Below are 25277 nucleotides of genomic sequence, written 5' to 3' on the forward strand. Positions count from 1 at the left end.
TTTCAGTGGGTCCGCTTAGTGCAGCGTGACCTGTTTTTGTTCGATTGCGTGAATCTGAACTTTGATCATTTCGCTGACCGGGTCTTCAGGACACTGCTCAACGAAGTATGTTAAATCATTCAGGGCGATATGTTCGCACTCCAGCTGCGCGTAGATCAAACCGCGATCGCGGATTTCGTAGGGATCGTCAGGATCGATACGCAACAGCACCTGACTGACGTTCAGCGCCAGCTCCATCTTCTTCTCTTCCATCAATGCCGCTTTCAGCGTGTCGAGCATCTTGCGCATCACGGTGACGGTTTTGGCTTCGTCGAGATCATCGTCATACAGACGCGCTGTCGGACTGATATTGCCTTTGAGCCACACTTCCAGCGTGTGCCGGTCAAGCGTTTCGCCATTAAACGGGTTGATCATCCACTTATCGCCATCAATCCAGTCGGCGCGCAGAATCAGCTGCGTCGGGAAGATCACCGGCATCAGCGGCAGTTCCAGCTCGGCGGCGATGTGCAGCAGGATAACGCCCAGTGACACCGCCGTGCCCCGACGGGTCTTCAGCACATTATCGATCCAGAGGGCATCAGAAAGATTGTAGACGCCACTGGCACCGCAAAATCCCCACTGACGATAGAACAGCTCCAGCAGCTTTTCGAGCTGCATGTCAGCATCTTCGGTATGGCTGACATAGTCACGTGCTTCGGCGACTAACGCCGCAAGTTGTGCTTCCACCGACAACGCCGGGAAATCGGCGCGGATGGCAAGCGTGGCACCAATCACCGCTTCACACAGCGGTGTCTGGCTGAAATCTAATTGTTCGGTCGAGGTCATGCTATCCCCATAACGGCATTTTGGTCAGCGCCAGCTTAATGATGGCCACCAGGGCGATTAACGCTACCAGAAAAGCGATCCAGCGGGTGCGATCAGTGCGTGGACGGCGACTCAATGCCACAAATCCTAAGGCGATGTAGATGATAACCGCTAAAAGCTTCTCCGTCAGCCAGCTTCCTTGCGGTGTAAAGGGATAGAAGTGGGTAATCATCACCAGCGAGACGCCGGTCACCAGTAACAGGGTGTCGTTAGCGTGCGGCAGGATGCGCACCCAGCGTTTCGTCATCATTGCCGATCCACGGCGCAGCCAGTAAAACCGCAGCAGGAACAGCGTCACGGTAAGCACCACCGTTAAGATGTGCAGATTTTTAATCAGGGGATAAAAGGCGAACATCATGAATCCTTTTCAAAGCGCTTTTATGAAGGGAACTGGCCTAAGGTCACACGCGGATTGCCACCGTAATCATCGACGGTTTCCACGACGTGATAGCCTTTTTGCCGCATCAGCGTGGCCACCGCCTCGCCCTGCTGCCAGCCATGTTCCAGCAGCAGCCAGCCACCCGGCAGCAGCCACGCAGGTGCCTGCTCGATCAGCGTGCGCAGATCCGCCAGTCCCGCTTCATCCGCCACCAGCGCGCTGCGCGGTTCAAAGCGCACGTCACCCTGCTCCAGATGAACATCGCTGGCATCTATGTAGGGTGGGTTACTGACAATGAGGGTAAAGCGCTGTGGCGTCAGCGCCTGGAACCAGTGACTGAGCAGAAAGGTGGTGTTGGTGAGGCTGAGCTGCTGCGCATTACTGTTCGCCAGTTCAACGGCGGCTTCAATGCGATCCACGCCGGTCACCTGACAATCGGGACGCTCGCTGGCCAGCGCCAGCGCAATCGCTCCGGTGCCGGTGCCCATGTCCAGAATGGTTGCCGGTGTCGGGGGCAGATGCGCCAGCACCTGTTCAACCAGCAGTTCGGTATCCGGGCGCGGGATCAGCGTGGCGTCATTGACGCGCAATGGCAGCGACCAGAACTCGCGTTCGCCCACCAGATGCGCCACCGGCTCACCGCGGGCGCGACGCGCCAGCAGGCTATCCAGCTGCGTCAGCTGCTCATCGCTGAGCACCGTTTCATCAAAGGCGATTAACCAGCTGCGTGATTTGCCGGTCACAAAACCTAACAGGATCTCTGCGTCACGCTTCGGACTGTCACCACCGCACAGCGTAGCGACCGCCTGTTTCAGCCAGTGACGAATATCCATTAATCCTGACCAGCCAGCGCCGCCAGCTGATCGGCCTGGTACTCCTGAACAATCGGCTCAATCAGGCTGTCGAGTTTCCCTTCCATCACTTCATCCAGACGGTAGATGGTCAGGTTGATCCGGTGATCGGTCACGCGGCCCTGCGGGAAGTTGTAGGTGCGGTTACGGTCAGAACGATCGCCGCTGCCCAGCAGGTTGCGTCGGGTACTGGCTTCGGCGGCGTGACGGCGGGCCATCTCTGCAGCGTGAATACGCGAGCCCAGCACCGCCAGCGCTTTGGCTTTGTTTTTATGCTGTGAACGTTCGTCCTGACACTCCACCACGATACCGGTTGGCAGGTGGGTAATACGAATAGCGGAGTCGGTGGTGTTAACGTGCTGACCGCCTGCGCCGGATGAGCGGAAAGTATCGATCTTCAGATCGCCCGCATTGATTTCCGGCAGTTCCGCTTCCGGGATTTCCGGCATCACGGCAACGGTACAGGCTGAGGTGTGAATGCGGCCCTGGGATTCGGTCTCCGGCACGCGCTGCACGCGATGGCCGCCTGACTCAAACTTCAGGCGTCCATAGGCACCTTCGCCGGTGACGCGGGCAATCACTTCTTTGTAACCGCCATGCTCGCCTTCATTGGCGCTGATGATCTCCACGCGCCAGCGACGCGCTTCGGCATAGCGGCTGTACATGCGGAAGAGATCGCCGGCGAAAATCGCCGCTTCATCGCCGCCGGTTCCGGCGCGCACTTCGATAAAACAGGCGCGCTCATCATCCGGATCTTTCGGCAGCAACAGAACCTGCAACTGCTGCTCCAGCACGTCACTCTTCTCACGCGCTTCCTGCAACTCTTCCTGCGCCATGTCACGCATTTCAGGATCGTCGAGCATCTGCTGCGCGGTTTCGATATCTTCCTGCACCTGCTGCCAGTCGCGGAAGCAACGGGTCACATCGGTCAGCTGAGCATATTCGCGTGACAGCGCACGGAAACGCTCCTGATCGGCGATCACGCCTGCATCGCCCAGCATCGCTTCCACTTCTTCGTGGCGCTCCTGCAGGGCTTCCAGTTTGGCAACTATAGAGGTTTTCATTTAAATGTGGGATTCCCGTAACAGGTGGCGACAGCGGTGTGCCTAATCGAGACCCAGGCTGTCGCGTAAAATCTGCAGGCGTTCATTATCGCCGTCGCGGGCGGCCTGCTGAAGTGATTTGGTTGGAGCGTGTATTAAACGGTTGGTCAGCTTGTGCGCCAGTTCCTGCATGACTTTCTGCGGATCGGCACCCTGCTGCAGCGCCTGCAGCGCACGGCCTTCCAGCTCAGCGCGGATCTCTTCCGCCTGAGAACGATATTCACGGATCGTATTCACCGCGCCCTGTGAGCGCAGCCACGCCATGAATTCGCTGCTTTCCTGAACCACGATGCTTTCGGCCTGAACCGCGGCCGCTTTGCGCTGCGCCAGGTTCTGCTCGATGATCGCCTGCAGGTCATCCACGCTGTAGAGATAGGCGTTAGGCAGGTCGCCCACTTCCGGCTCTACGTCGCGCGGAACCGCAATATCGACCAGCAGCATTGGCTTGTTACGTCGCGCTTTCAGCGCGCGCTCCATCATCCCCTTACCGATAATCGGTAGCGGACTGGAGGTTGACGAGATAATAATGTCGGCTTCTGCCAGACGAGCGTCGATCTCCGCCAGGGTGATTACCTCTGCACCCACTTCCGACGCCAGCGTTTCGGCGCGTTCGCGGGTACGGTTGGCGATGATCAGATTTTTGACCTGATGTTCACGCAGATGACGCGCCACCAGCTCAATGGTCTCACCTGCGCCAACCAGCAAGACATTGACGGAGGAGAGCGATTCGAAGATCTGACGGGCCAGCGTACAGGCGGCAAACGCCACTGACACCGCGTTGGCACCGATATCGGTTTCCGTACGCACGCGTTTGGCAACCGAGAAGGTTTTCTGGAACATGCGTTCCAGTTCACTGCTCAGCGCCTGACCGCGTGAGGAGTCGGCAAAGGCTTTTTTGACCTGACCGAGGATTTGCGGTTCGCCCAGCACCAGTGAGTCGAGTCCGCTGGCAACGCGCATCAGGTGGCTGACCGCCTCGTTATCCTGATGCCAGTAGAGGCTGTTTCGCACATCCTCTTCATCCAGCTGATGATAATTGCATAACCAGCTCACCAGACGCGCCTGTAAGTCGGCCTGCTGCTCTACACTCAGGTAGAGTTCAGTCCGGTTACAGGTGGACAACACCACGCCGCTCTGCACCATTGGCTGTGATAACAGGCTGTTTAACGCCTGCTCAAGCGTCTCCGGCCCGAACGAGACGCGTTCGCGCAGAGCAATGGGGGCTGTCTTGTGATTGATTCCGAGAGCGAGCAGCGTCATAGCGGTTTTGGTTGGGATGTCCCAATAATGTCAGGGTTTTGTGAGGCGCATTCTACAAGATGCGGCAGATCAAGAAAAGCCATACAAAGGCTATGACTGTAATAAGATTAACCCGATCGTGCTCAATTTGCTGCATAACAGCATTGACGGTTAAAACCGGGACGGTTAGCGTTATCCGTTACGAATAATAAATGTGTCCGAGGAGATGACCACTTGATGCTTAATTCACCACGCAATCTGTTGCGCCTTTTGCCCCTTGCCAGCGTGCTGCTGGCAGCCTGTAGCGTCAACAAACCGCAAGGCCCGGGCCCCAGCGTTACCGCGCCACAGTGGCAACAGCATCAGCAGGCGGTCTCAAAGGTCACGCACTATCAGACCCGTGGCGCCTTTGCCTATCTTTCTGACAAGCAGAAAGTCTATGCCCGCTTCAACTGGCAGCAGACCGCGCCCGATCGCTATCGCCTGCTGCTGACCAATCCGCTGGGCAGCACCGAACTGCAGCTGGATGCGCAGGGCTCGGTGGTACAGATCGTCGATAACAAAGGCAAGCGTTACGTCAGCAACGATGCGCAGAAAATGATTTCGCAGCTGACCGGCATGAACATTCCGCTGGCGAATCTGCGCCAGTGGATGATGGGTCTGCCAGGCGATGCCACCGACTATCAGCTCAATGAGAGCTATCAGCTGAGCAGCCTGAACTACAGCCGCGACGGTCAGAACTGGCAGGTCTCTATTGCGGGCTACGACAGCAAAGTCACCCCGCCGCTGCCTTCGAGCCTGGAGCTGAAAGAGGGTGACCAGCGGATTAAACTGCGTATGGACGGCTGGACCGTTCAATGATCACCCACTGGCCTGCCCCGGCAAAACTGAATCTTTTTCTCTACATCACCGGCCGTCGTCCCGACGGCTATCACAACCTGCAGACGCTGTTTCAGTTTCTTGATTACGGTGACCAGCTGCAGATTACTGTCGATCAAAGCGGCTCGATTACTCTGTTAACGCCCGTGGCAGGCGTTGCGGATGCGGATAACCTGATTGTCCGCGCCGCAAACATGCTGAAACAGGCGGCGCAGGATAACAATCGCCTGTCCGCTCACGCGGGCGCGCAGATTGCCGTTGAGAAAAACCTGCCCATGGGTGGCGGTCTCGGTGGCGGCTCCTCTGATGCGGCAACCGTACTGGTGGCGCTGAATCATCTGTGGCAAACCGGCTTCACGCCGGATGAGCTGGCGTCGATGGGTGTGAAGCTGGGCGCGGATGTGCCGGTGTTTGTCCAGGGCTTCGCGGCCTTCGCCCAGGGGGTGGGTGAACAACTTCATCCCGCAGAGCCGGAAGAAAAGTGGTATCTTGTCGCCCATCCCGGCGTGAATATCAGCACCCCAGTAGTATTCAACGACCCCGAACTGACGCGAGATACTCCATCGCGCAGTTTATCGACGCTTTTAGCATCACCCTTCACCAATGATTGTGAAGCAGTGGTAAGAAAACGTTTTCGTGAGGTTGATGAGCTTGTTTCCTGGCTGCTAGAATACGCGCCGTCACGCCTGACTGGCACGGGCGCTTGTGTGTTTGCTGAATTCGACACCGAGTCTGCTGCCCGCCAGGTGCTGGAGCTTGCCCCGAATGGGGTACGCGCATTTGTAGCCCGGGGCGTAAATGTTTCGCCGCTACAGCGTACCCTGCGAGGCGATTAGCGAATGCGTGACAGTGTCACCACGTTCCGGACACTGCACGTTTCGCATCAACACACCCGTGTGAACGCACATGACCGTACGCGCCGGTTACAGTCATGCCGTTCATTCTCTGGACGCAAAGCCTGAGGTTCTTCTCGTGCCTGATATGAAGCTATTTGCTGGTAACGCCACCCCGGAACTAGCACAACGTATTGCCAACCGCCTTTACACCAGCCTGGGAGACGCCGCTGTAGGACGTTTCAGTGATGGTGAAGTGAGCGTACAGATCAACGAAAATGTACGCGGTGGTGATATTTTCATCATCCAGTCCACCTGTGCCCCCACCAACGATAATCTGATGGAACTGGTTGTGATGGTCGACGCGCTGCGTCGTGCTTCTGCTGGTCGTATTACCGCAGTCATCCCCTACTTTGGTTATGCCCGTCAGGATCGCCGCGTGCGTTCCGCGCGTGTACCTATCACCGCTAAAGTAGTGGCAGACTTCCTTTCCAGCGTCGGTGTTGACCGTGTTCTGACGGTTGACCTGCACGCCGAGCAGATCCAGGGCTTCTTCGACGTCCCGGTTGATAACGTATTTGGCAGTCCGATCCTGCTGGAAGATATGATGCAGATCGGTCTGGAAAACCCGATTGTTGTTTCTCCCGATATTGGTGGCGTAGTACGTGCCCGTGCTATCGCTAAACTGCTGAACGACACCGATATGGCCATCATCGATAAACGCCGCCCTCGCGCGAACGTTTCTCAGGTGATGCACATCATTGGTGACGTTGCTGGCCGCGACTGCGTGCTGGTCGACGACATGATCGACACCGGCGGCACGCTGTGCAAAGCGGCTGAAGCGCTGAAAGAGCGTGGTGCTAAACGCGTCTTTGCTTACGCGACCCACCCGATCTTCTCCGGCAATGCGGTTGAAAACCTGCGTAAATCTGTGCTCGACCAGGTAATCGTCTGCGATACCATCCCACTCTCTCAGGAGATTAAGTCACTGCCGAATGTGCGCACGCTGACCTTATCTGGCATGCTGGCCGAAGCCATTCGCCGCATCAGTAACGAAGAGTCAATCTCGGCAATGTTCGAGCATTAATCTTCGCGGAACCGGGCCCTGTGCCCGGTTTTTTTATGCCTGCCGGGCGCCCGATTAACGCGCTTCTTTTTCTGATATTTTCGCGATAAATTTCCCCAAAATCGACTATTTTCAACGCCACCCACTCTTTTGATAAAACGCCGCGTTCCCCGCTTCTGCCCTGTGCCGTTAAGTGGTAATTTGCAGCGCACTTTTCATAAGAACCCTGACCGCCATGAGCCTGGATATCTATACGTTATTTGTCTGCGAGCTTTATGTGCTGGGGTTTCTGAGCATCATCATGTTTTTTGCCTGGATCGGATCGCAGTATGATCGCGTTCTCGGCTTCACCTGCCTGTCGCTGGTTTTTACCCTGATTGCGGTATTCTTAAGTAGCCTGCGCAGCAGTGGCCTGCATTTCCTGCCCGTTGCAGTGGGTAACGTTTTAGTGATGCTGGCTTACGGCGGATTGTTAAATGCGTTCCGGCGCTTCTGCGGCAAGCCCATCGGCACTCACTGGCTGCTGGGCGCCCTGCTCTGGGCACTCCTCTGCTGTTTCCCGGCATTCTATTACAGCTTACCCAAACGGGTGCTGGTGCTCTGCATCGCCTATACCGCCGCACTGATCCAGCTGGTCTGGCTGGCACGTGACACGCTAAAGGCAACTTTCTGGCCTGCACAGCTGCTGCTGTGGATCCATCTGCTGTTTCATCTGGCTCGCCTGTTTCTGGACAGCGCGATTCCCAGCACGCTGCCTGGCGCGATTGGCGGATCAAACTTCTCGATTTACGTCATCCTGGAATCGATTCTGTTTGTCATCGGTCTGACATTTACTATCCTGGCCATGGTGAATGAACGGATGCAGTCAGTCTTACAACATGCCTCGATGCACGATCCTCTGACCAGCGTCTGGAATCGTCGGGCTTTATTTAATGAAGCAGAAAAAATAGTGGCGCGATGCCGCCGTCAGAACCGGCCGTTTAGCGCGATTCTGTTCGATCTGGATCATTTTAAGAGCATTAACGATCGATATGGCCATCAACAGGGCGACCAGATATTGATTCACTTTTGCGACATTGTCAGAGGGCTGATACCAGCCGAGGGGCGTTTTGCGCGACTGGGTGGAGAGGAGTTTGCGGCTATAATTCCGGCGGCGGCAAAAGATGCAGAGGCCTGGTGCGAGACAATTAGGCGGGAGGTCTGTGCGTCACAACCCAATTCAATTGCCTATTCGGTAAGCATTGGGTTTGCCACGGTCACACATCAGCAGCAGGGTTTTGACGATTTACTCGCACTGGCGGATAAAGCGCTCTATCACGCCAAGGCCAGCGGCCGGAACCGCATCGCGCAGCATCCGGTCACTGCTGGCATCAGTTAATGGTGAGAATTGTGCGACCGGCGACAACGTTTGTCATAGTGACGATGCCAGTAATAACGATCTTCAACCTTTTCACGACCACTCAGACCCGCCCCGACCAGCCACATCATTGCACCAACAAAGATGCCTAAGATTGCGCCCTGCGCCAGCGCATCTGGCAGATCAAGCGAGGGAAGCTGGTTCATAATTGAGAAACCCACGCCCAGCACCATTGTGACTAATCCCAGTACCATCAAGCTGTTACCCGCTACGCGGCAGTGTTGATGTTTCATGCTGCACCTCCATCCATATGAGTCAATAACCGCACACAATGTTAAGTGCCATAAGCTTAGGCAATGGGTGAAGATAACGTTGCGGACTGGATCACACATCAGCCATAAATAATTAACTGGCCCTGATTGCAGCCTGTTGATTTCGATAGAAAATGATTAATCACCGTCATGAACCATTTCGATGCTTGTACTTTGTCATCTCGCCCGTGGCGAAGTAAACTAACGCCCTTTCGCGATAACAGCAGGATAATCATTGTGAGCAGCATTAAACTGATTGTGGGCCTTGCCAATCCAGGCGCTGAATATGCCGCCACGCGCCACAATGCGGGTGCCTGGTATCTGGATTTACTGGCTGAGCGCCACAATCAGTCACTGAAAGAGGAAGGCAAATTCTATGGCTATACCGCGCGCCTGGCGATAGCCGGAGAGGATGTGCGCCTGCTGGTGCCGACCACCTTTATGAACCTGAGCGGGAAAGCCGTGGCGGCGATGGCGACCTTTTATCGCATCGCGCCAGAAGAGATCCTGGTGGCGCATGATGAACTCGATCTGCCACCCGGCGTGGCGAAGTTCAAGCAGGGCGGCGGGCATGGCGGCCATAACGGGCTGAAAGATATCATCAGCAAACTGGGCAACAACAACAATTTCCATCGGCTGCGCATCGGTATCGGGCATCCCGGCGATCGCAACAAGGTGACCGGATTTGTGCTGGGCAAGCCGCCCGCCAGTGAGCAGAAGCTGATTGATGATGCCATTGATGAGGCGGCGCGCTGCACCGAACTGTGGCTGAAAGAGGATCGTATCAAGGCGATGAACCGGCTGCACGCCTTCAAGCCTGCTTAAACGCCCGAATCGTCGTGATTCCGTGTATAATGCGCGAAATTTTTCAATTCGTCTCCGACAGTCCGCCTTCTGGCGCACTGTCCATCCAGTTATAAAGGGTATCAAACCATGGGATTCAAATGCGGTATCGTGGGCCTGCCGAACGTAGGTAAATCCACTCTGTTTAACGCGCTGACTAAAGCGGGCATCGAAGCGGCTAACTTCCCCTTCTGCACCATTGAGCCAAACACGGGCGTGGTGCCGATGCCTGACCTGCGTCTCGACCAGCTTTCTGAGATTGTTAAGCCGCAGCGCGTGGTGCCGACTACCATGGAATTCGTCGATATCGCCGGTCTGGTAAAAGGCGCGTCAAAAGGTGAAGGTCTGGGCAACCAGTTCCTGACCAACATCCGCGAAACCGAAGCGATTGGTCACGTAGTGCGCTGCTTTGAAAACGACAACATCATCCACGTGGCGGGCAAAGTTAACCCGGCTGAAGATATTGACGTGATCAACACTGAGCTGGCGCTGTCCGATCTTGAAACCTGTGAACGTGCGATTCAGCGTGTGCAGAAGAAAGCCAAAGGCGGCGACAAAGATGCCAAAGCCGAGCTGGCTGCGCTGGAGAAGTGCCTGCCGCATCTTTCTGAAGCGGGCATGCTGCGTTCACTGAATCTGGATGAGGACGACAAAGCGGCAATCCGCTATCTGAGCTTCCTGACCCTGAAACCCACTATGTACATTGCTAACGTCAATGAAGATGGTTTCGAGAATAACCCGTACCTGGATCAGGTGCGTGCTATCGCCGAAGCGGAAGGTTCAGTCGTGGTGCCAGTGTGCGCCGCCGTTGAGTCGGATATCGCCGAGCTGGAAGATGAAGACCGTGACGAGTTCATGGCAGAGCTGGGACTGGAAGAGCCAGGCCTGAACCGCGTTATCCGCGCTGGTTACTCCCTGCTGAACCTGCAGACCTACTTCACCGCTGGCGTGAAAGAAGTACGTGCCTGGACCATCCCGGTTGGCGCGACAGCTCCACAGGCAGCCGGTAAAATCCACACTGACTTCGAGAAAGGCTTTATCCGCGCCCAGACCATCGCGTTTGAAGATTTCATCGCTTATAAAGGCGAGCAAGGTGCTAAAGAAGCCGGCAAGATGCGTTCAGAAGGTAAAGAGTACATCGTGAAAGATGGCGATGTGATGAACTTCCTGTTCAACGTCTGATTAAAGATTGTTGTCTCATGGGGTCTTACTGAATCTCATGAAGCTCAAAAATCATAAAATCCACGCCATTGCGTGGATTTTTCATTTCAACGCCGTCTCAATAGTCTTTGTCAGCACATTTCAACAATGCCGGAATCATTGCCTTAAAGAAGGTTTATTGCTCGAGCTCCGCTCTTTCTGGTGCAAAAGTCAGCGAACGAATCTGATGCTGCCTGAGCCCCCCCTTTCCCCTGCTCTTCACCTGAAAGCGGCGCTTTTTCAGCCACCCAAAAACTGCGTTTCACACTGCCGGGCTATCTCCCACAGTCTGTTACGGATCACCTGCTTAAGTTGCAGAGTGGACTGCGACTGTGGCTGGTCACGGCGGCTGATCAGCATCACTTCAAACGGCAGGGGTTGCGCTATGGGTAGCAGCTTTAGCTGTTCGGCATAGCGACAGGCGGTGAAGAGATCCACGACGCCCGTGCCGCCGCCTGCCAGCACCATATCCGCAATGACCGAATAGGTTTTAATCGACAACGACACGGCGGGATTCAGTTTTTTATCGCGCAGCGCTCGGTGAAGTACGCGTCCAAGCGGATCCTGAGCCTGCATCATCAGTAAATTATTGTTGCATAACCACGCAAGCGTAACGGGTTCATTACGGGGATGATTGAGCGGTAACAATGCGACCATCGAAGACTGAAACAGAGGTTCAGCCAGAAGATCCGCATCGACCTGCTGACCAAAAACCAGCGCGAAATCGAGCTGATTATCCAGAATCATCTGGCATAAGGTACTAAAGTGCTCGGTGACCAGTTCGACACTGACCGAGGCCATTTGTTGCCGCCATGTGACCAATGCGGGCGCCAGCACCATCTGACCAAAAGCGTGAGCCGCGCCGACGCGAACTAACTGCCCTTCGCCACGCCGCAGCTGTTCGGTAAGCTGGGTGATTGATTGCAGGCGCTGGCAGAGATCGTCTATTTCAGGCAGGAGACGTCGCCCTTCTGCCGTCACACTCATTCCCTGTATACGTCGCTCAAACAGCGCAAATCCCAATTGCTGCTCAGCATGATTCAGCACACGGCTGATATTCGGCTGCGAAACATTGAGCAAGCGCGCCGCAGCGCTGATGCTGCCGGTCTGAACGATGGCCTGAAAGACCTCTATATGGCGGAGCCGCATGACTATTTACCCTGGATGGAATACCGAAAACGAAGGCCTCTCCGACAGGCTGTACGATCAGGTCCGGGCGGAGGGTGAGAAAGAAATCATTATCCTGTTGCAAAAACTGTACCGCAAAACCGGTGCAGGCTCAGCTGCCTGTCTCGCCCCTATCCGCACCCGGCAGTCCCGTTTGAAGCCTCTGCAGAGAGCGGGGTTCGCGCTGACGTGGTGCAGTTAAAGGAGCGCTGGTCAGCAGCGTGGATTGAGCGGATTTAAGCCAGCAGCGATTCTGACTCGTCAGAGGGAAGATGCGCATGCACAGCCCGCACTACAGGCGTGTGCCTGCCCGCGCGGTTTCAGGAGAACCGGAACGGCGGGCTTGACGGGCTGACGTTGTATGCAGCCCGGGATAAGTTCGCTATGACTGTGTGCTCGCCAGATAAGAGAATGCACTGAGTAAGCTGATTAACGTCTCCATATTCTCCGCCTGATACGCCACGGTAACGGCATCCAGGCGCGTGACGCCGGGGATCAGGCTGAACAGATCGGCCAGCACCGGTTTCGTGGCCTGAAGGCGCATAGCGTAAGGTGCCGTCAGGCGGCTCGTGCTCACCTGAGGGGGATGTTGCAGTGCGGCGCTTGCTGCGGCAGCGATCGCACGCTGTGCCGCTTGTGGGCTGATTGATTCCGCGCAGGTATGCGAAATGGCGCGTTTTACACAGACGTAATTGACTGCTGAGTAGTGTTCCGCTATCCAGCTCTGTAACTGATCGTCGCCGGTGACCAGCAGCAATGGCGTGCCGTGCTCAGCAGCGGCGGCCGCATAAATATCGGTTTCTCCCATCACAAGGCCATTGATATGGATACGCCAGAATGCCCGGCCGTTGATGGTATGCGCCAGTACGCCCGGTTCACCTGCTGCGCTGTGAAATCCCACAAGAAACAGCCCGTCGAACGTCTGCTGCTCTATCCCTTCCACCATCGACAGGACACGGGGTTTCCCCTGCACCAGCCGGGCGCGGGGATCGATATTTTCCGCACGCAAATTGGTCATCTGCGCATGGCTGTCTGCCACCACCACTTCCGTTGCCCCACCTGCAAAAGCCCCCTCAATCGCAGCATTCACTTCCTGCTCCATCAGACCACGGGCCAGCTGATGTTCCGGGTGGCCGGGTGTACATTGCTCCGGGCGCATGACCCCCGCGATGCCTTCAATGTCGGCCGAGATAAAAATTTTCATGTCGTTAATCTATCCAGAATCTGCATCAGTGAGGGGCGATGATGACCGCGAAAGCCGGTAACAGCCTCAGCGCTCAGCAAAGCATCCAGTACAGCCTGTTCAGTTGCATCTGCCGCTGCAGCAAGCAGCGGCTCCAGCGTGTCGTCCTGTGGTGGTTGCGGCAGAGGTTGCGTTGAAAACGCCACCGCAATGTCGCCCGAGCCGTGGCCCCAGTAACTGCCCAGCCGTCCCAGGCCGGCACCGGCTCGCTTCGCGATGCGCTTTAACTGACGTGCGTCCAGCGGTGCATCCGTCGCCATGATGATGATGACAGAACCGGCATCCAGCTGCGGCGTCTCCCCGGTCAGCAGCGGCGCGATCATCTCGCCAGCCCGAACGCCATCAAGCGTTAATGCCTCCAGTGCGCCGAAATTGGCCAGCACCAGCACGCCAAGCGTGGCGTTGAGCGAGGGAATCACCCGCGAGGCGGTTCCGATGCCCCCTTTCAGGCTGAAACAGCTCATCCCGCGCCCCGCGCCGACGCTGCCGCGCACGAAGTCCGCTGAGGCCGTCTGCAATGCCTCCTGCGCCATCGCTTCAGTGATGGCCAGCGCCTGGATATCATTCAGCCAGCCATCGTTGCACTCCAGCACCAGCGGATTGACCGTGGGCAGTGTTCGTCCCAGTTCCGGGTTACGACGGATGGCATCCCGCACCAGCGTGGTAAACAGCGTGCCGACCGCCAGCGTGTTACCGAGCAGAATCGGCGTCTGAAGCACGCCAAGCTCCTCTATCTGAACCAGTCCGACGGGTTTCGCAAAGCCGTTCAGGACCGCCACCCCACACGGCAGCGGCGTGAGAAACAGATTGCCGCCCGACGGTACGATAGCGGTTACGCCAGTCTGCTTTTCGCCTTCATTCAGCGTGCAATGTCCGACACGCACGCCCGAAACATCGCTGATTCGATTAGTGGGTCCGCAGGCGCTTCGCGGCTGCCCGAGCTGACGCAGATCACGCCAGCGGTTCAGCAGCAGTTCACGCTGCAATTGTTGGAAATCCATAGTCAGCCCTTGAGTTTTGGATCGAGCGTGTCGCGCAGCGCATCCCCAAGCAGATTAAAAGCCAGCACGGTAATAAAGATCGCCAGCCCCGGAAATACGCTCATGTGCCACGATCCGGCCATCATCATGCTTCGGCTCATCGCCAGAATATTGCCCCATTCAGGTACGTCAGGCTCCGGACCCAGTCCAATAAAACTCAGGCCCGCGGCGGTCAGAATACTGGTGCCAATGCGCATAGTGAAATAGACAATCACGCTGGAAAGCGTGCCCGGCAGAATATGCCGCAGGATAATGACTCTGTCTGGTGCACCGGCACAGCGCACGGCTTCAACATAGGCAGCCTGTTTCAGAGAGAGCGTCGAAGCCCGCACGATGCGGGCAAATACCGGTACGCTGAATACCGCGACCGCGATAATGACATTGTTCAGGCCCGTCCCCAGCAGCGCCACCACCGCAATGGCGAGCAACATGCCCGGAAAGGCGAATAATACGTCGGCACCGCGCATGATCAGCATATCGACCCAACCGCCGTAATAGCCCGCCAGTAAGCCCAGCATGACCCCGACCAGCATGCCGATCGTCACCGACAGCACGCCGATATAGAGCGAGATACGCGCGCCATAGATAATACGGCTGAGCAGGTCGCGCCCCAGTTCGTCGGTCCCCATCCAGTGTGCCGCCGTTGGCGGTGACGATAACGCCATCCAGTCCGGAGCCATGGGATCCCAGGGCGCCAGCCAGGGCGCAAAAATCGCCACCACAATCAACAGCAGCACAAACCCGCCTGAGACCAGCGCCAGAGGGTTACGCACAAGGGCATGCAGGAAATCGCGCCACGGCGAACGAATAATCTGAGGCGGATTTTCAGTCAGCGATTGAATACTCATTTTGGCTCCTGTCGCAGACGAATGGCCGGATTAACCACCGCGTAAAGCAGATCGACCAGCAGATTAATCACAATAAATTCAAACACGAACAGCATCACCAGCGCCTGAATGACCGGCTGATCCTGTGCTTTGATCGACTCAATCAATAACCAGCCTAACCCTGGCCAGTTGAAAACAATCTCCACCACGATGGATCCGCCCAGCAGAAAACCGAACTGTAAGCCCAGCATAGTAATCACCGGGATGAGCGCATTACGCATCACATGTTTCCACGTCACCAGGCGGTTACGCAGCCCTTTGGCTTTGGCGGTACGCACGTAATCTTCCTGCGCCACCTCAAGAAACGCCGAACGGGTAAAGCGCGCCATTACCGCCGCAACCGACGAACCCAGCGTGATGGCGGGCAGGACTATATCGCTGGCCCTGTTAAAGCCGCTGACCGAGAACAGCCCAAAAGGCATCGCGACGAACTGGATGAGCAACAGCCCCAGCCAGAAGGCTGGCATCGAAATGCCGCCGACCGCCACGCTCATCAGCGTCCAGTCCTGCCATCTTCCACGTTTCAGTGCAGCCATAACGCCGAATAACAAGCCGAGAATGACGGACCAGGTAAAACCCGCCAGGGCGAGCCACAGCGTCGGCATAAAGCCCTCCCTGATCACCTCCAGCACCGGTTGCTGGGTGCGATACGTGGTGCCCAGGTCGCCCTGCAACAGGCTGCCGATCCAGTGAAAATACTGCTGCAGCAGCGGATCGTTAAGCCCGAGGTGCTGACGCGCCGCCTCGATCGCCTCAACTGGCGCATCCGGTCCGGCATAAATACGCGCCGGGTCGCCCGGCATGAGCTTGATAAAACCGAAAACCAGCAACGAGACCACCAGCAAAACCGGGATCATCTCCAGCAATCGGCGAATGATGTATGCAAACATGCCATTCCCTGAAATGAGGTGCGACTGGCCTCCTCACGTCCCTCATCCGTTCCGGACAGGGGACGAGGAAGAAGAGACCGTCTTATTTAAAGGACGCCTGAGTGAACAGTAAATTGCCATCAGGCATCATCGAAACGCCGCTCAGCGTGTTGCGTTTGCCGACCAGATTGTCTGGCGTGCCAAGGAACGCCACTGGTGCTTCTTTCCACAACACCTTTTGCGCTTGTGCATAGGCGATGCCACGCTTTGCCGGATCGGCCGTCGCCAGCCCGGCAGCAATCGCTTTGTCTGCATCAGCGTTACTGAAGTAGGAGACGTTATACGAGGTCGGAACCCAGGACTCGGTGGCAAACAGCGGACGCAGCGCCCAGTCGGCATCCCCTGTAGAGGTCGACCAGCCGCCATAATAGAGGTCAAACTCCGCCTTTTTCGGGTCCTGAACGCCCCACAACTTAGCGTTGCGCGTGCCGGAATCCATCGGTGTTACCGTGACACGAATGCCTGCCGTGGCCAGTTGCGCTTTCAGCACCTGAGCGGCACGGACGCTCGCCGTGGCGTTGGTCACCCAGAGCTTAAGATCCAGTCCCTGCGGATAACCCGCCGCTTTCAGCAAGGCTTTGGCCTTATCCGGCGCATAGCCGTAATCAGAATCGTCCTGTTTCTGATAGAACTGTACGCCTTCCGGGATCGCGGATGTGGCAGGTTTACCCAGACCGGCAAAGGCCACTTTCAGCCACAGATTACGGTCAATCGCATAGTTGATTGCCTGACGCACCCGAACATCGGCCAGCGGCTTGTGCTGCGTGTTGATCGCCATGTAATAAAGATAAATGCTCGGATCGCGCTGAATGGAGAGGTGGCTGTCCTGCTGAACGGCTGCGATGAGGTCTGAAGGCAATGGCCAGATGGCATCCACCTGACCCGACTTTAATGCGGCGACGCGTGTCGCATCTTCGGGACTCGGAGAGAAGATGACATGGTCGACTTTAGGCCATCCCTGCTGCCAGTAACCTGCATATCTGGCCAGCGTAACGGCTTTGCCTGGTTTCCAGTCGACAAAGGTAAACGGACCGGTTCCAACCGGATGCAGCCGCAACTGCGCTTCGTCCGGATATTGCTTAAGAATTGACGGGCTCCACATCACCGCGGAAGGATGCGCCAGGGTGTTGATAAAGGCACCGAACGACTGATTCAGATCGATTTTTACCTGGTCGGGTGCCAGCACCGTGACCTTATCAATCATTTTGTAGAGGCTGTTACGCTTCAGCCCTTTTTTCTGATCTGCCAGACGATCAAGGTTCGCTTTGACGGCTTCTGCATCAAAAGGGGTACCGTCCTGGAAGGTAACGCCTTTGCGCAGCGTCAGCGTAAATTCGGTGGCACTGTCATTAGAGGTATAACCGGTCGCCAGCCAGGGTTGCAGCTTCATCCGGGAATCAAACTGGAACAGGCGCTCAAAGATGCCGCTCTGAACCGAGTAGCTGACATTATCCGAGGTGTCGTGCGGATCCAGCCCCGTGATATCGGCATACATTGAAATGCGCAGATCCTGTGCCTGCGCAGTCATGACCAGCGTCGTCGTCAATGCGAGGGCGAGCGAAGTACGGCGAAACAGCGTTTTCATAAATTCTCCTGGTCGTTAAGGATTATTGCAATGCAATGCCGTCAGCTACCCAGTGCTGGGGGGCAACCTGCCGATATCGGGTTTTAGTGACCGTTTCACCCACCTTACGCAACGGCGAGGGGATTTCGCTGTCATCGAAAATACGGGGCTGACGGTTTTCGGGATCCGCTACCGGCACGGAGGCCAGCAGACGTTGGGTATAGGGGTGTTGCGGCTGATTAAATACCGACTGGCGCGGTCCAAGCTCCACAATCTGGCCGAGGTACATCACCGCGACGCGATTCGCAATACGCTCGACGACCGCCATATCGTGAGAGATGAAAATCCATGCCACACCCGTTTGCTGCTGCAGGTCCATCATCAGATTGACCACCTGCGCCTGAATCGAGACATCAAGGGCCGATACCGCTTCATCAGCAATAATCACTTTCGGTTTCAGCGCCATGGCGCGGGCAATAGCAATACGCTGACGCTGACCGCCAGAAAATTCGTGCGGATAACGACGCGCGTGCTCTGGCAGGAGACCGACGCTCTTCAGCAGCGCATCTATCTGTGGGGAAGCCTGTTCAAGCGAAGAGACCATGCCATGTAACAGCAACGGCTCGGCAATGGTGAAACCCACTGTCAGACGGGGATTCAGTGACGCATAGGGATCCTGAAACACCATCTGAATATCACGGCGGAGCGGCTGGAATTCTGCCTCTTTCAGGTCAGAGATTTCCTTTCCTTCAAAGTGAATACTTTCAGCTTCACTGTTGATAAGGCGCATCAGCGCCCGTCCGGTTGTCGATTTGCCGCAGCCGCTTTCACCCACGATGGCCAGGGTTTCACCTGGCCACAGACTAAAATCAATCTGCTCAACCGCATGCACGTGATGCGTCAGGCTCGATAAGATGCCGCTGCGAATCGGGTAATAGACTTTTAATCCGCGCACATCCAGCAGCGGCGCCACGTCATAGCGCGCGGTATGCTGTTCGCCTTGCACAGCCTCGCGGGCACCGGGCAGAGGAAAGCGTTGCGGCCACCTGTGTTCCCGCATATCGCCGAGTTTTGGTACTGCCGCCAGTAACGCTTTGGTATACGCATGCTGCGGGGCGGCAAAAATCTCAGACACGGTTCCCTGCTCTACCACTTCGCCACGCAGCATGACCACCACGCGATCGGCGATTTCCGCTACCACGCCCATATCATGAGTGATAAACAGCACCGCCATTTGTTTCTCACGTTGCAGCTCACGCAGAATATGGAGAATGCGCGCCTGTACGGTGACATCCAGCGCTGTGGTAGGCTCGTCGGCAATCAGGAGTTGTGGGTCACAGGCAAGGGCCTGCGCAATCATCACACGCTGCCGCATGCCGCCTGACAGCGAGTGAGGATAGCTTTTCATGACGCGATCCACATCGGCGATACGCACCTGTCGCAGCAATTCACGCACCCGCGCATGGGCCTGCTTTCTGTCGCACTGTTGATGATCGCGTAATGCCTCGGTAAGTTGATCATCAATGCGCAGCACCGGATTCAGCGAGGTCATGGGCTCCTGAAAGATCATCGCCATTTCACGGCCACGCAACGTGCGGCGCTGAGCGTCATCTAGCTTTTCTAACGCATGCATTTTTCCGCTGCGTTCGCGGAACTGCATGCTGCCGCCATCGACACGGCCGTTGTTTGCCAGCAAGCCCATTACAGCCAGCGACGTGACAGATTTACCTGAGCCGCTTTCACCCACGACGGCGACGATTTCACCTGGATGAATGGCAAAACTGATGCCTTTGAGTGCCTGATTCTCACCGCTGCGTCCATGAAACGAGACGCTGAGATCCTGAATCGCCAGCACGGGAGAGGCAGAGGCAGCGCGGGTTGCAGGGGAACTATGTTGTGTGTCCGTCATCGTCGCCTCACAGAGTTATAGCCAGATACGGCCTTGGGAGTAGCTCAGGAAAGGAGAACTGTCGGCGGCAAGCCAGGTGGGGCCATCCAGATCGACGAACTCAGCGTTAACCGCTACGGGTAATGCGGCCTCCATGGCCAGTGACGAGCCCAGCATGCAACCGACCATAATGCGCATATTGAGCGTCCGGGCTTCATCCACCATCGCCAGCGCTTCAGTCAGGCCACCGCATTTATCCAGCTTGATATTGATCATCTCGTAGCGATCGCGTAGTCCGGCAATATCCGCCCGCGTATGGCAACTCTCATCGGCACAGACCGGTATGGGATGTTTGAAACGTAACAGGTCATGGTCCTGTCCGGCGGGAAGGGGTTGCTCCACCATCGCGATGTTGAAGGCCTTAAGCGCCACCAGCAGGCTTTCCAGTTCCAGACCCGACCAGGCTTCATTGGCATCGATAATGAGCGTGGCATGCGGTGCCGCCGCGCGAATCGCCGCCACTTTTTCCAGAATCGCATTACGGTCGAGCTTAATTTTGAGCAGGATGGCACCACGTGACACAGCATCCGCCGCCACCAGAGCCATACATTCCTGTGTATCGAGGCTAAGGGTTTCTGCCGTAACGACCGACTCTGGCTGTGAGCAGGTGCTCTTTTGCCACAGCGTCTGATTAGCCCGTGCGCCATCAAGTCGCCATAGTGCACAGTCCAGCACGTTGCGCGCTGAACCGGCGGGTAAACGGTGTTGCAGATCATGACGGCTGAGGCCCGACTCAATGTCAGTGCGTACCGCTTCGAGCATGGCCTGAACGCTATCCGGCGTCTCATCGTAGCGGGCCGTTGGTGTGCATTCGCCCTGCCCGATGAATCCCTCCTGCTCCAGGGTGACACGGATGACCGTCACGGCGGTGCGGGTACCGCGTGCGATAGCAAAGGGTCGCGCCAGCGGCAGCTCCACCACATCAATCTGCAACTTTCTCATTTCAGCCACGCTCCTGAAGCAGTGCGGCGATCTCATCAATACCAAAACGCACCGGATCTGTGGCCGGTAAGCCAAACTCAGCGCTGATTTCGGCGCAATAAGCGAGCGCCTCTTCTTCACTGTAATTGGAGGTATTGATAGCAAAGCCAGCCAGCTGAACGGACTCACTGGTCACCTGCGCGGCACGCAGATTGGCTTCAACGCACGCCTGCAGGCTGACCATGGGCTGGTGTGGTAAATGACGCATATGAGGACGTCCCATTTCATGGCACATGACCAGCCAGTGTGGTTGCGCACCGTGCATCAGCCCCATACTTACGCCCGCATAGGAGGGATGGAACAGTGAGCCCTGGCCTTCAACGATGTCCCAGTGGTCCTCGTCATTCGCCGGTGAAAGCGCTTCTGCTGCACCGGCAATAAAATCAGCGATGACCGCATCCACAGCAATGCCCTCCCCTGCGACCAGAATGCCGGTCTGCCCCGTGGCACGAAAATCAGCTTTCAGGCCGCGCGCACGCATCGCCGCTTCCAGCGCCAGTGAGGTGTACATCTTGCCCACTGAGCAGTCTGTACCCACCGTCAGTATCCGCTTACCTGAACGCTTCTTACCGCTGCCCACACTGAGCGCTGGACGCATATGACGCAGGTCAAAAAGCTCAACGCCAGAAGCCTGTGCAAGCGTCACCAGTTCCGGCTCATCAACCAGCCGATGGTGCAGACCACTAGCCACATTCATGCCTGCTTTAATGGCACTTTTGATCGTTTCAAGCCAGTGCTCTGGCAGGTAGCCCCCGGCATTGGCAGTGCCAAGCACCAGCGTTTTTGCGCCGCGCGCTATGGCGCCGGGAATATCGAGTTCATCCAGACCCAGACTGACCGTGCAGCCCGGCAGTTTAATTTCGCCAACGCACTGCTCCTGCCGCCAGATATGAATACCGCGCGCCGTTTTTGCCGCAAGGGGATCGGTAACATCGCCAAGAAAGAGTAAATAGGGTTGTGGGATTAGCATGTTGTCTCTCATTTCAGCCAAAAGATCAGGTTCTGAAACCACTATTTCATGCGTTCTGAAAGGTGACGAATGCTTGTTTAGCAGGAGGGTATAACGGCAGGTTATAGCCAGAGGTAATAGTGATGATGGATGGGTTTTTCAGGGGGATTGGACAGGGTATGGATTAAAAGAAGGAGTGGGTCATAGGAAAAAGATCGTGTTGAGAGAAAAATAGAAGAGAGTCGCGGAATGGGTATTCCGCGATAACAGTACTACAGATCAGTATGGGTTATTTCATGCGACGCTGCCGGGCGACGCTGGCAAGACGTTGTGTCCGGCAGTAAATGGCAAACAGGATGAAAGCCTGCCCATTAAGTATCCAGCGAGCACCTACCAAAGCCGCGAGTGCCAGAATCAGCCACAGGCCCGAGTGGCTACCCATAACTACACTGTAGCTCAAGAGTAAAACGGTCGATATAAGCAACATCGCACAGACGTAAGCCAGCCCCGCCACACCGGCTGTATGGCCTCGCGCAAGCAGGTAACTGGCCGTGAGTATCGCGCCAATAACGACGATTGAGGGAACAAAAAAACTCAACGCATGTACCTGTGGACTGAGCGGAGGTAGAGCGTGCAGAAACGTCAGCAAATTAAATGCAAATGCAATCAGCAACAGCATCAGCACTATCGCAACCGGGAAGCCGTTTTGCCGGGGAAGCGCCTCAGAAGGCTGTTTAAAATAACGTTCAAGCTCTGTAGTGGAACGGGCAAGTATCGAATTATCCTGCCGTGCGATTACCTGATCTATTTCGCGACCATGTTGCAGTAGTTCAGTGATATTTGGCCCGACAAGCCATGATAGAAATTGCATTAAAATACCGCCAGTGATTGAATTGTCCCCACAATATAGCGCCCGGAGCGTGGCACATTACCTGGAGCAGCAATGATACCACTGACAGCACTGCCTGCCACAGCAGCTGCGCTCGTAACGACCTGCGCGAGTTGCTTAACAAGTTCTTTTTGCACCGACTCTACAGGGAAACGCTTTGGATAAAGTCCTGCACGGATGGCGGCTTTAAGCTCTTTATTACTTATACCAGGGTTTTGTGCCTTAATGATTAATTCAGTAAGGCGAGCCCGGTCCTGCCTTGGATAGTTCCTGAGCCACTCCGTTGCTTTTAAAGAAGAGACTGATTTCATCGCTCGCCATGTTGCCAGGGCTTCTTTTAACGCACCGCCCACACTGGCTAGTGAAATAAGGTCAAGGGACGTTGAAGTGGCAACGTACCAATCCTGAGAGTCCAGCCACGCTACGTTTTCACCACCGTTTTCGACGAGATCATAAACCCGGTAAATACCATTGACACATTGCACGCCTGTTGCGGCAGCGCCAGCATAACCAATAGCAACAAGCACGCCGCTACTGCCAGCGGTTATAGGCGTTGCAGAAGCGCCGATAACCGCTACGCCAGCAGTGATAATCATTGCACCACAGGAAAGCACGGTCGAGGCAATCTCCGTTCCCATTGAGGTTACGCTTACTGCTTCACTAAGTGACTTGCCCGTATTAGACGCTGTGGCTTGTCTGGGCGTTTTGGTCACAATCAGATGTGTAACGATACCACTTTGACCATTAGGATGACGCTGACCAGGCCGAACAAGATAACGCTGTGCGCCATCTGCATAGATGATGCCAGCCTGATAAAACTCCCGAGTACAATCCATTGCTGCACCCAGCGCTTTGAAATCAAAATCAGGTGCCCCATAACCGGTCATCCTGGCGATGTCGTAACCCGGTAAGTTATTCTCGGGATTCATTCCTGGCAGGTTCATTTTATCTCCTTATGGGCTCAAACTGATAAAATAGAGTTTTAATACATTGAAATTCGAAATGGAAAAACCATTATTATCGCATCAGAACAATATATCAATATGCAGGTGATACACGAAAAAATCATCATCCTTTGATTAACCGAAAAATATCAACAATACCATTTATCAACACATCAATAATGATAATTAATAGCAGAACCACATTCAAAAAGAAAAATTCTTTAGCAGATCAATTACCATCTGAAATAAAATTCACCAGAAAATCCTCATCATCGTGAAAATATCACCAGCGGATCTTTTATCATTTCTGCCAGCAGTACGGGAATAAATTATACATTGATATCATAAATCCACATTAATTATCGACGACTAAAATATAAATGCTATAGCTTTGTTAAAATGCCATTTAGCTAAAATTATAAAATAAAGTCTTCATAGGACTGATGATTTACAATCAATACCACACAATATATATCCCACAATTAAATGATCTCTCTTCCGATTGTACCGTTACTTTCCCCCATTCAAAACCCCAAACGTGTCCATAAGGGGGATCCTTTAATTCACCCTTATAATTATTGGGATATCTATTTAGCATCCATGCAAACATTCTTTTTTCTTCTTCCTTTAAAGCCTTTACATTGGCTCTTTTTTCCCAATCAGATAGACTTTTATAAAAATCACCTGTTTTACTGGTGAGGAAAACAAGCGCTTTAAAAGAAAAAACAGCCGGATTGAATTCCACAGTAAATGGTTCATCGTGCCAACTGACGTCCTCTGAAAAAAAACGATATTTTCCAACTGGTGTCAGATCATCAACTGAATTAAAAAACAAGGACTTAGTAAAAGCCTCGTAAGATGAAAGATCTATTTCACTCCCATCAATATGTAAAGCTCCATTTGACTCGTCTAAATTCATTATTTTCATATGTCAATTACTTTTCCAGGTTTCAGTTTAAGCCGAGCTTCTTCCGGTATAAAGAACTGCAGCCCTCCCCCTTTCCCATGTTTAGGATTGGCTTCAGCACGTCCTCTGGCTACAAATATATCTTCTGTAACGTAATAAGCTCTCACCCTTGAACGCATTGGATATGCTGGGTTCAACTCAACTTGCAAAGCTTCATGGTAGCCAAGTGGATCACCTTTATGTTGTTTGACTGTAGGATGACTTACAGTATAAGCAGGTAACTGATCTCCATTAGGATAAAGGGCATAAAGAATCGTCCCTTTTTTTTATCACTGTATTCTCATAAACATCGATGCCTGGATAAGTTTTATTCCCTGGTCCCTGCCACTTCGTTGCTTCTTTCGCAGGGTTTTTACACTTCATCAACCCCCACGGATCCACCCACCCCAGCGCATTCGGTGCATACTGGTAGAGGTTGATCCCGCCCGCCAGCCCTATCGGATCCTGCTGGGTAAAACGTCCGCTGTCCGGGTCATAATAACGAAACAGATTGTAGTGCAGTCCGGTTGATTCGGCCCCTGCGGTGCCTCACCCCATTGGGGCCATCGCTGAAGCGATGTTCAAATTTGCTTAAGCAAATTTGTCCCGGTCCAGGTACTGGCCCTGCATACGCAGGTTCTGCTGAAAGGCTGGCATCCGCTGGCTGAACTCGCGCAGCAGCTTGCCCCACGGGCTGTTGATACCTTCCCAGGCTTTTTGCCCTTCAGTGTCAGTCAGCAGTTTCGGCATTCCGTTGGCCGCATTATGGAACCAGTAAATCTCCGGGCTTTCCACACCATCAATACGCGTCACTGGCAGCTTGCATCTATGGCAAATAAAACATTTTATAAAAATATTTTACTGC

General features: G+C 54.9%; 26 protein-coding genes and 1 pseudogene. 7 read left to right on the forward strand and 20 right to left on the reverse strand.

All coding sequences use genetic code 11. The features are described from left to right. Window positions 1-15 precede the first annotated feature (15 nt). From sirB1 to hemA, 5 genes are read right to left on the reverse strand one after another with little or no spacing between them, the layout of a single operon-like run. Window positions 16-825, reverse strand: coding sequence for an invasion regulator SirB1 (gene sirB1 / locus ACXKZD_RS11280; protein WP_010669988.1), 810 nt, complete (start codon window positions 823-825; stop codon window positions 16-18). 1 nt (window position 826) lies between these two features. Beyond that, window positions 827-1219, reverse strand: coding sequence for a SirB2 family protein (locus ACXKZD_RS11285; protein ID WP_022625782.1), 393 nt, complete (start codon window positions 1217-1219; stop codon window positions 827-829). Between the two features lie 23 nt (window positions 1220-1242). Then, on the reverse strand, window positions 1243-2076 hold the full coding sequence (gene prmC / locus ACXKZD_RS11290; protein ID WP_488981606.1) for a peptide chain release factor N(5)-glutamine methyltransferase: 834 nt from the start codon (window positions 2074-2076) through the stop codon (window positions 1243-1245). Further along, the gene (gene prfA, locus ACXKZD_RS11295) at window positions 2076-3158 is read right to left on the reverse strand and encodes a peptide chain release factor 1 (protein WP_010245863.1); all 1083 of its coding nucleotides are present in this window, start codon (window positions 3156-3158) and stop codon (window positions 2076-2078) included. Before prfA ends, prmC begins: the two co-directional genes overlap by 1 nt. 42 nt (window positions 3159-3200) lie before the next feature. After that, entirely contained in the window at window positions 3201-4457 is a 1257-nt protein-coding gene (hemA, locus tag ACXKZD_RS11300) for a glutamyl-tRNA reductase (protein ID WP_010669985.1), read from the reverse strand. A 216-nt stretch (window positions 4458-4673) separates the two neighbouring features. Between hemA and lolB the strand changes: the two genes are divergently transcribed. From lolB to ACXKZD_RS11320, 4 genes are all read left to right on the forward strand, one after another. Next, window positions 4674-5297, forward strand: a complete 624-nt coding sequence (gene lolB / locus ACXKZD_RS11305; RefSeq protein ID WP_010669984.1) for a lipoprotein insertase outer membrane protein LolB — start codon at window positions 4674-4676, stop codon at window positions 5295-5297. Beyond that, entirely contained in the window at window positions 5294-6151 is an 858-nt protein-coding gene (gene ispE / locus ACXKZD_RS11310; RefSeq protein ID WP_033771575.1) for a 4-(cytidine 5'-diphospho)-2-C-methyl-D-erythritol kinase, read from the forward strand. The genes lolB and ispE overlap by 4 nt, the downstream gene beginning before the upstream one ends. Window positions 6152-6287: 136 nt before the next feature. Then, window positions 6288-7235: a ribose-phosphate diphosphokinase gene (prs, locus tag ACXKZD_RS11315; RefSeq protein ID WP_010245874.1), complete on the forward strand. Its 948-nt coding sequence runs from the start codon at window positions 6288-6290 to the stop codon at window positions 7233-7235. A 214-nt stretch (window positions 7236-7449) separates the two neighbouring features. After that, window positions 7450-8592, forward strand: coding sequence for a GGDEF domain-containing protein (locus tag ACXKZD_RS11320; RefSeq protein WP_488981607.1), 1143 nt, complete (start codon window positions 7450-7452; stop codon window positions 8590-8592). Here the strand turns inward: ACXKZD_RS11320 and ychH are convergent. Then, window positions 8589-8864, reverse strand: coding sequence for a stress-induced protein YchH (ychH, locus tag ACXKZD_RS11325; protein ID WP_010245880.1), 276 nt, complete (start codon window positions 8862-8864; stop codon window positions 8589-8591). The genes ACXKZD_RS11320 and ychH overlap by 4 nt on opposite strands. Window positions 8865-9119: 255 nt before the next feature. On the opposite strand from ychH, the gene pth reads away from it, so the two are divergent. Both pth and ychF read left to right on the forward strand, forming a co-directional pair. Next, window positions 9120-9707, forward strand: coding sequence for an aminoacyl-tRNA hydrolase (pth, locus tag ACXKZD_RS11330; RefSeq protein WP_010245882.1), 588 nt, complete (start codon window positions 9120-9122; stop codon window positions 9705-9707). A 108-nt stretch (window positions 9708-9815) separates the two neighbouring features. Then, window positions 9816-10907 (forward strand): redox-regulated ATPase YchF, encoded by a 1092-nt coding sequence (gene ychF, locus ACXKZD_RS11335; protein WP_010245885.1) that lies wholly within the window; start codon window positions 9816-9818, stop codon window positions 10905-10907. Between the two features lie 258 nt (window positions 10908-11165). On the opposite strand, the gene ACXKZD_RS11340 is transcribed toward ychF, so the two are convergent. Beyond that, the gene (locus ACXKZD_RS11340; RefSeq protein WP_022625787.1) at window positions 11166-12074 is read right to left on the reverse strand and encodes a LysR family transcriptional regulator; all 909 of its coding nucleotides are present in this window, start codon (window positions 12072-12074) and stop codon (window positions 11166-11168) included. On the opposite strand from ACXKZD_RS11340, the gene ACXKZD_RS11345 reads away from it, so the two are divergent. Next, on the forward strand, window positions 12073-12294 hold the full coding sequence (locus tag ACXKZD_RS11345; RefSeq protein WP_488981608.1) for a hypothetical protein: 222 nt from the start codon (window positions 12073-12075) through the stop codon (window positions 12292-12294). The two genes, ACXKZD_RS11340 and ACXKZD_RS11345, sit on opposite strands and share 2 nt — an antisense overlap. Before the next feature lie 180 nt (window positions 12295-12474). Here ACXKZD_RS11345 and ACXKZD_RS11350 read toward each other — a convergent pair whose 3' ends face one another. From ACXKZD_RS11350 to ACXKZD_RS11410, 13 genes and pseudogenes are all read right to left on the reverse strand, one after another. Then, window positions 12475-13296, reverse strand: a complete 822-nt coding sequence (locus ACXKZD_RS11350; protein WP_010669960.1) for a M55 family metallopeptidase — start codon at window positions 13294-13296, stop codon at window positions 12475-12477. After that, on the reverse strand, window positions 13293-14336 hold the full coding sequence (locus ACXKZD_RS11355; RefSeq protein WP_400368116.1) for a DmpA family aminopeptidase: 1044 nt from the start codon (window positions 14334-14336) through the stop codon (window positions 13293-13295). Before ACXKZD_RS11355 ends, ACXKZD_RS11350 begins: the two co-directional genes overlap by 4 nt. 2 nt (window positions 14337-14338) lie before the next feature. Continuing rightward, on the reverse strand, window positions 14339-15223 hold the full coding sequence (locus ACXKZD_RS11360) for an ABC transporter permease subunit (RefSeq protein ID WP_010669958.1): 885 nt from the start codon (window positions 15221-15223) through the stop codon (window positions 14339-14341). After that, a complete protein-coding gene (locus ACXKZD_RS11365) occupies window positions 15220-16152 on the reverse strand; it encodes an ABC transporter permease (protein WP_488981609.1) in 933 nt (310 codons plus the stop codon). The genes ACXKZD_RS11360 and ACXKZD_RS11365 overlap by 4 nt, the downstream gene beginning before the upstream one ends. A gap of 82 nt (window positions 16153-16234) precedes the next feature. Further along, the gene (locus ACXKZD_RS11370; protein WP_488981610.1) at window positions 16235-17776 is read right to left on the reverse strand and encodes a glutathione ABC transporter substrate-binding protein; all 1542 of its coding nucleotides are present in this window, start codon (window positions 17774-17776) and stop codon (window positions 16235-16237) included. 22 nt (window positions 17777-17798) lie between these two features. Next, window positions 17799-19664: an ABC transporter ATP-binding protein gene (locus ACXKZD_RS11375; protein ID WP_488981611.1), complete on the reverse strand. Its 1866-nt coding sequence runs from the start codon at window positions 19662-19664 to the stop codon at window positions 17799-17801. Between the two features lie 15 nt (window positions 19665-19679). Next, window positions 19680-20645, reverse strand: coding sequence for an N-acetyl-D-Glu racemase DgcA (gene dgcA, locus ACXKZD_RS11380; protein ID WP_488981612.1), 966 nt, complete (start codon window positions 20643-20645; stop codon window positions 19680-19682). Between the two features lies 1 nt (window position 20646). Next, the gene (gene dgcN / locus ACXKZD_RS11385; protein WP_488981613.1) at window positions 20647-21654 is read right to left on the reverse strand and encodes an N-acetyltransferase DgcN; all 1008 of its coding nucleotides are present in this window, start codon (window positions 21652-21654) and stop codon (window positions 20647-20649) included. A gap of 268 nt (window positions 21655-21922) precedes the next feature. Further along, window positions 21923-22504 carry an immunity protein Sip4 gene (gene ssi4 / locus ACXKZD_RS11390; RefSeq protein WP_122458780.1) on the reverse strand — a complete coding sequence of 194 codons (582 nt, stop codon included), beginning with the start codon at window positions 22502-22504 and terminating at the stop codon, window positions 21923-21925. Beyond that, complete coding sequence (ssp4, locus tag ACXKZD_RS11395; RefSeq protein WP_143790017.1) at window positions 22504-23466, reverse strand: Ssp4 family T6SS effector; 963 nt, start codon at window positions 23464-23466, stop codon at window positions 22504-22506. The genes ssi4 and ssp4 overlap by 1 nt, the downstream gene beginning before the upstream one ends. 454 nt (window positions 23467-23920) lie before the next feature. Then, the gene (locus ACXKZD_RS11400; protein WP_050679903.1) at window positions 23921-24394 is read right to left on the reverse strand and encodes a hypothetical protein; all 474 of its coding nucleotides are present in this window, start codon (window positions 24392-24394) and stop codon (window positions 23921-23923) included. Then, window positions 24391-24687 (reverse strand): hypothetical protein, encoded by a 297-nt coding sequence (locus ACXKZD_RS11405; RefSeq protein WP_488982084.1) that lies wholly within the window; start codon window positions 24685-24687, stop codon window positions 24391-24393. Before ACXKZD_RS11405 ends, ACXKZD_RS11400 begins: the two co-directional genes overlap by 4 nt. Beyond that, a pseudogene (locus tag ACXKZD_RS11410) lies at window positions 24665-25228 on the reverse strand (RHS repeat domain-containing protein); the annotation flags it as partial. The gene ACXKZD_RS11405 and the pseudogene ACXKZD_RS11410, both read right to left, overlap by 23 nt. Window positions 25229-25277: the final 49 nt, after the last annotated feature.

This window comes from Pantoea sp. ABR1s (assembly GCF_057812235.1).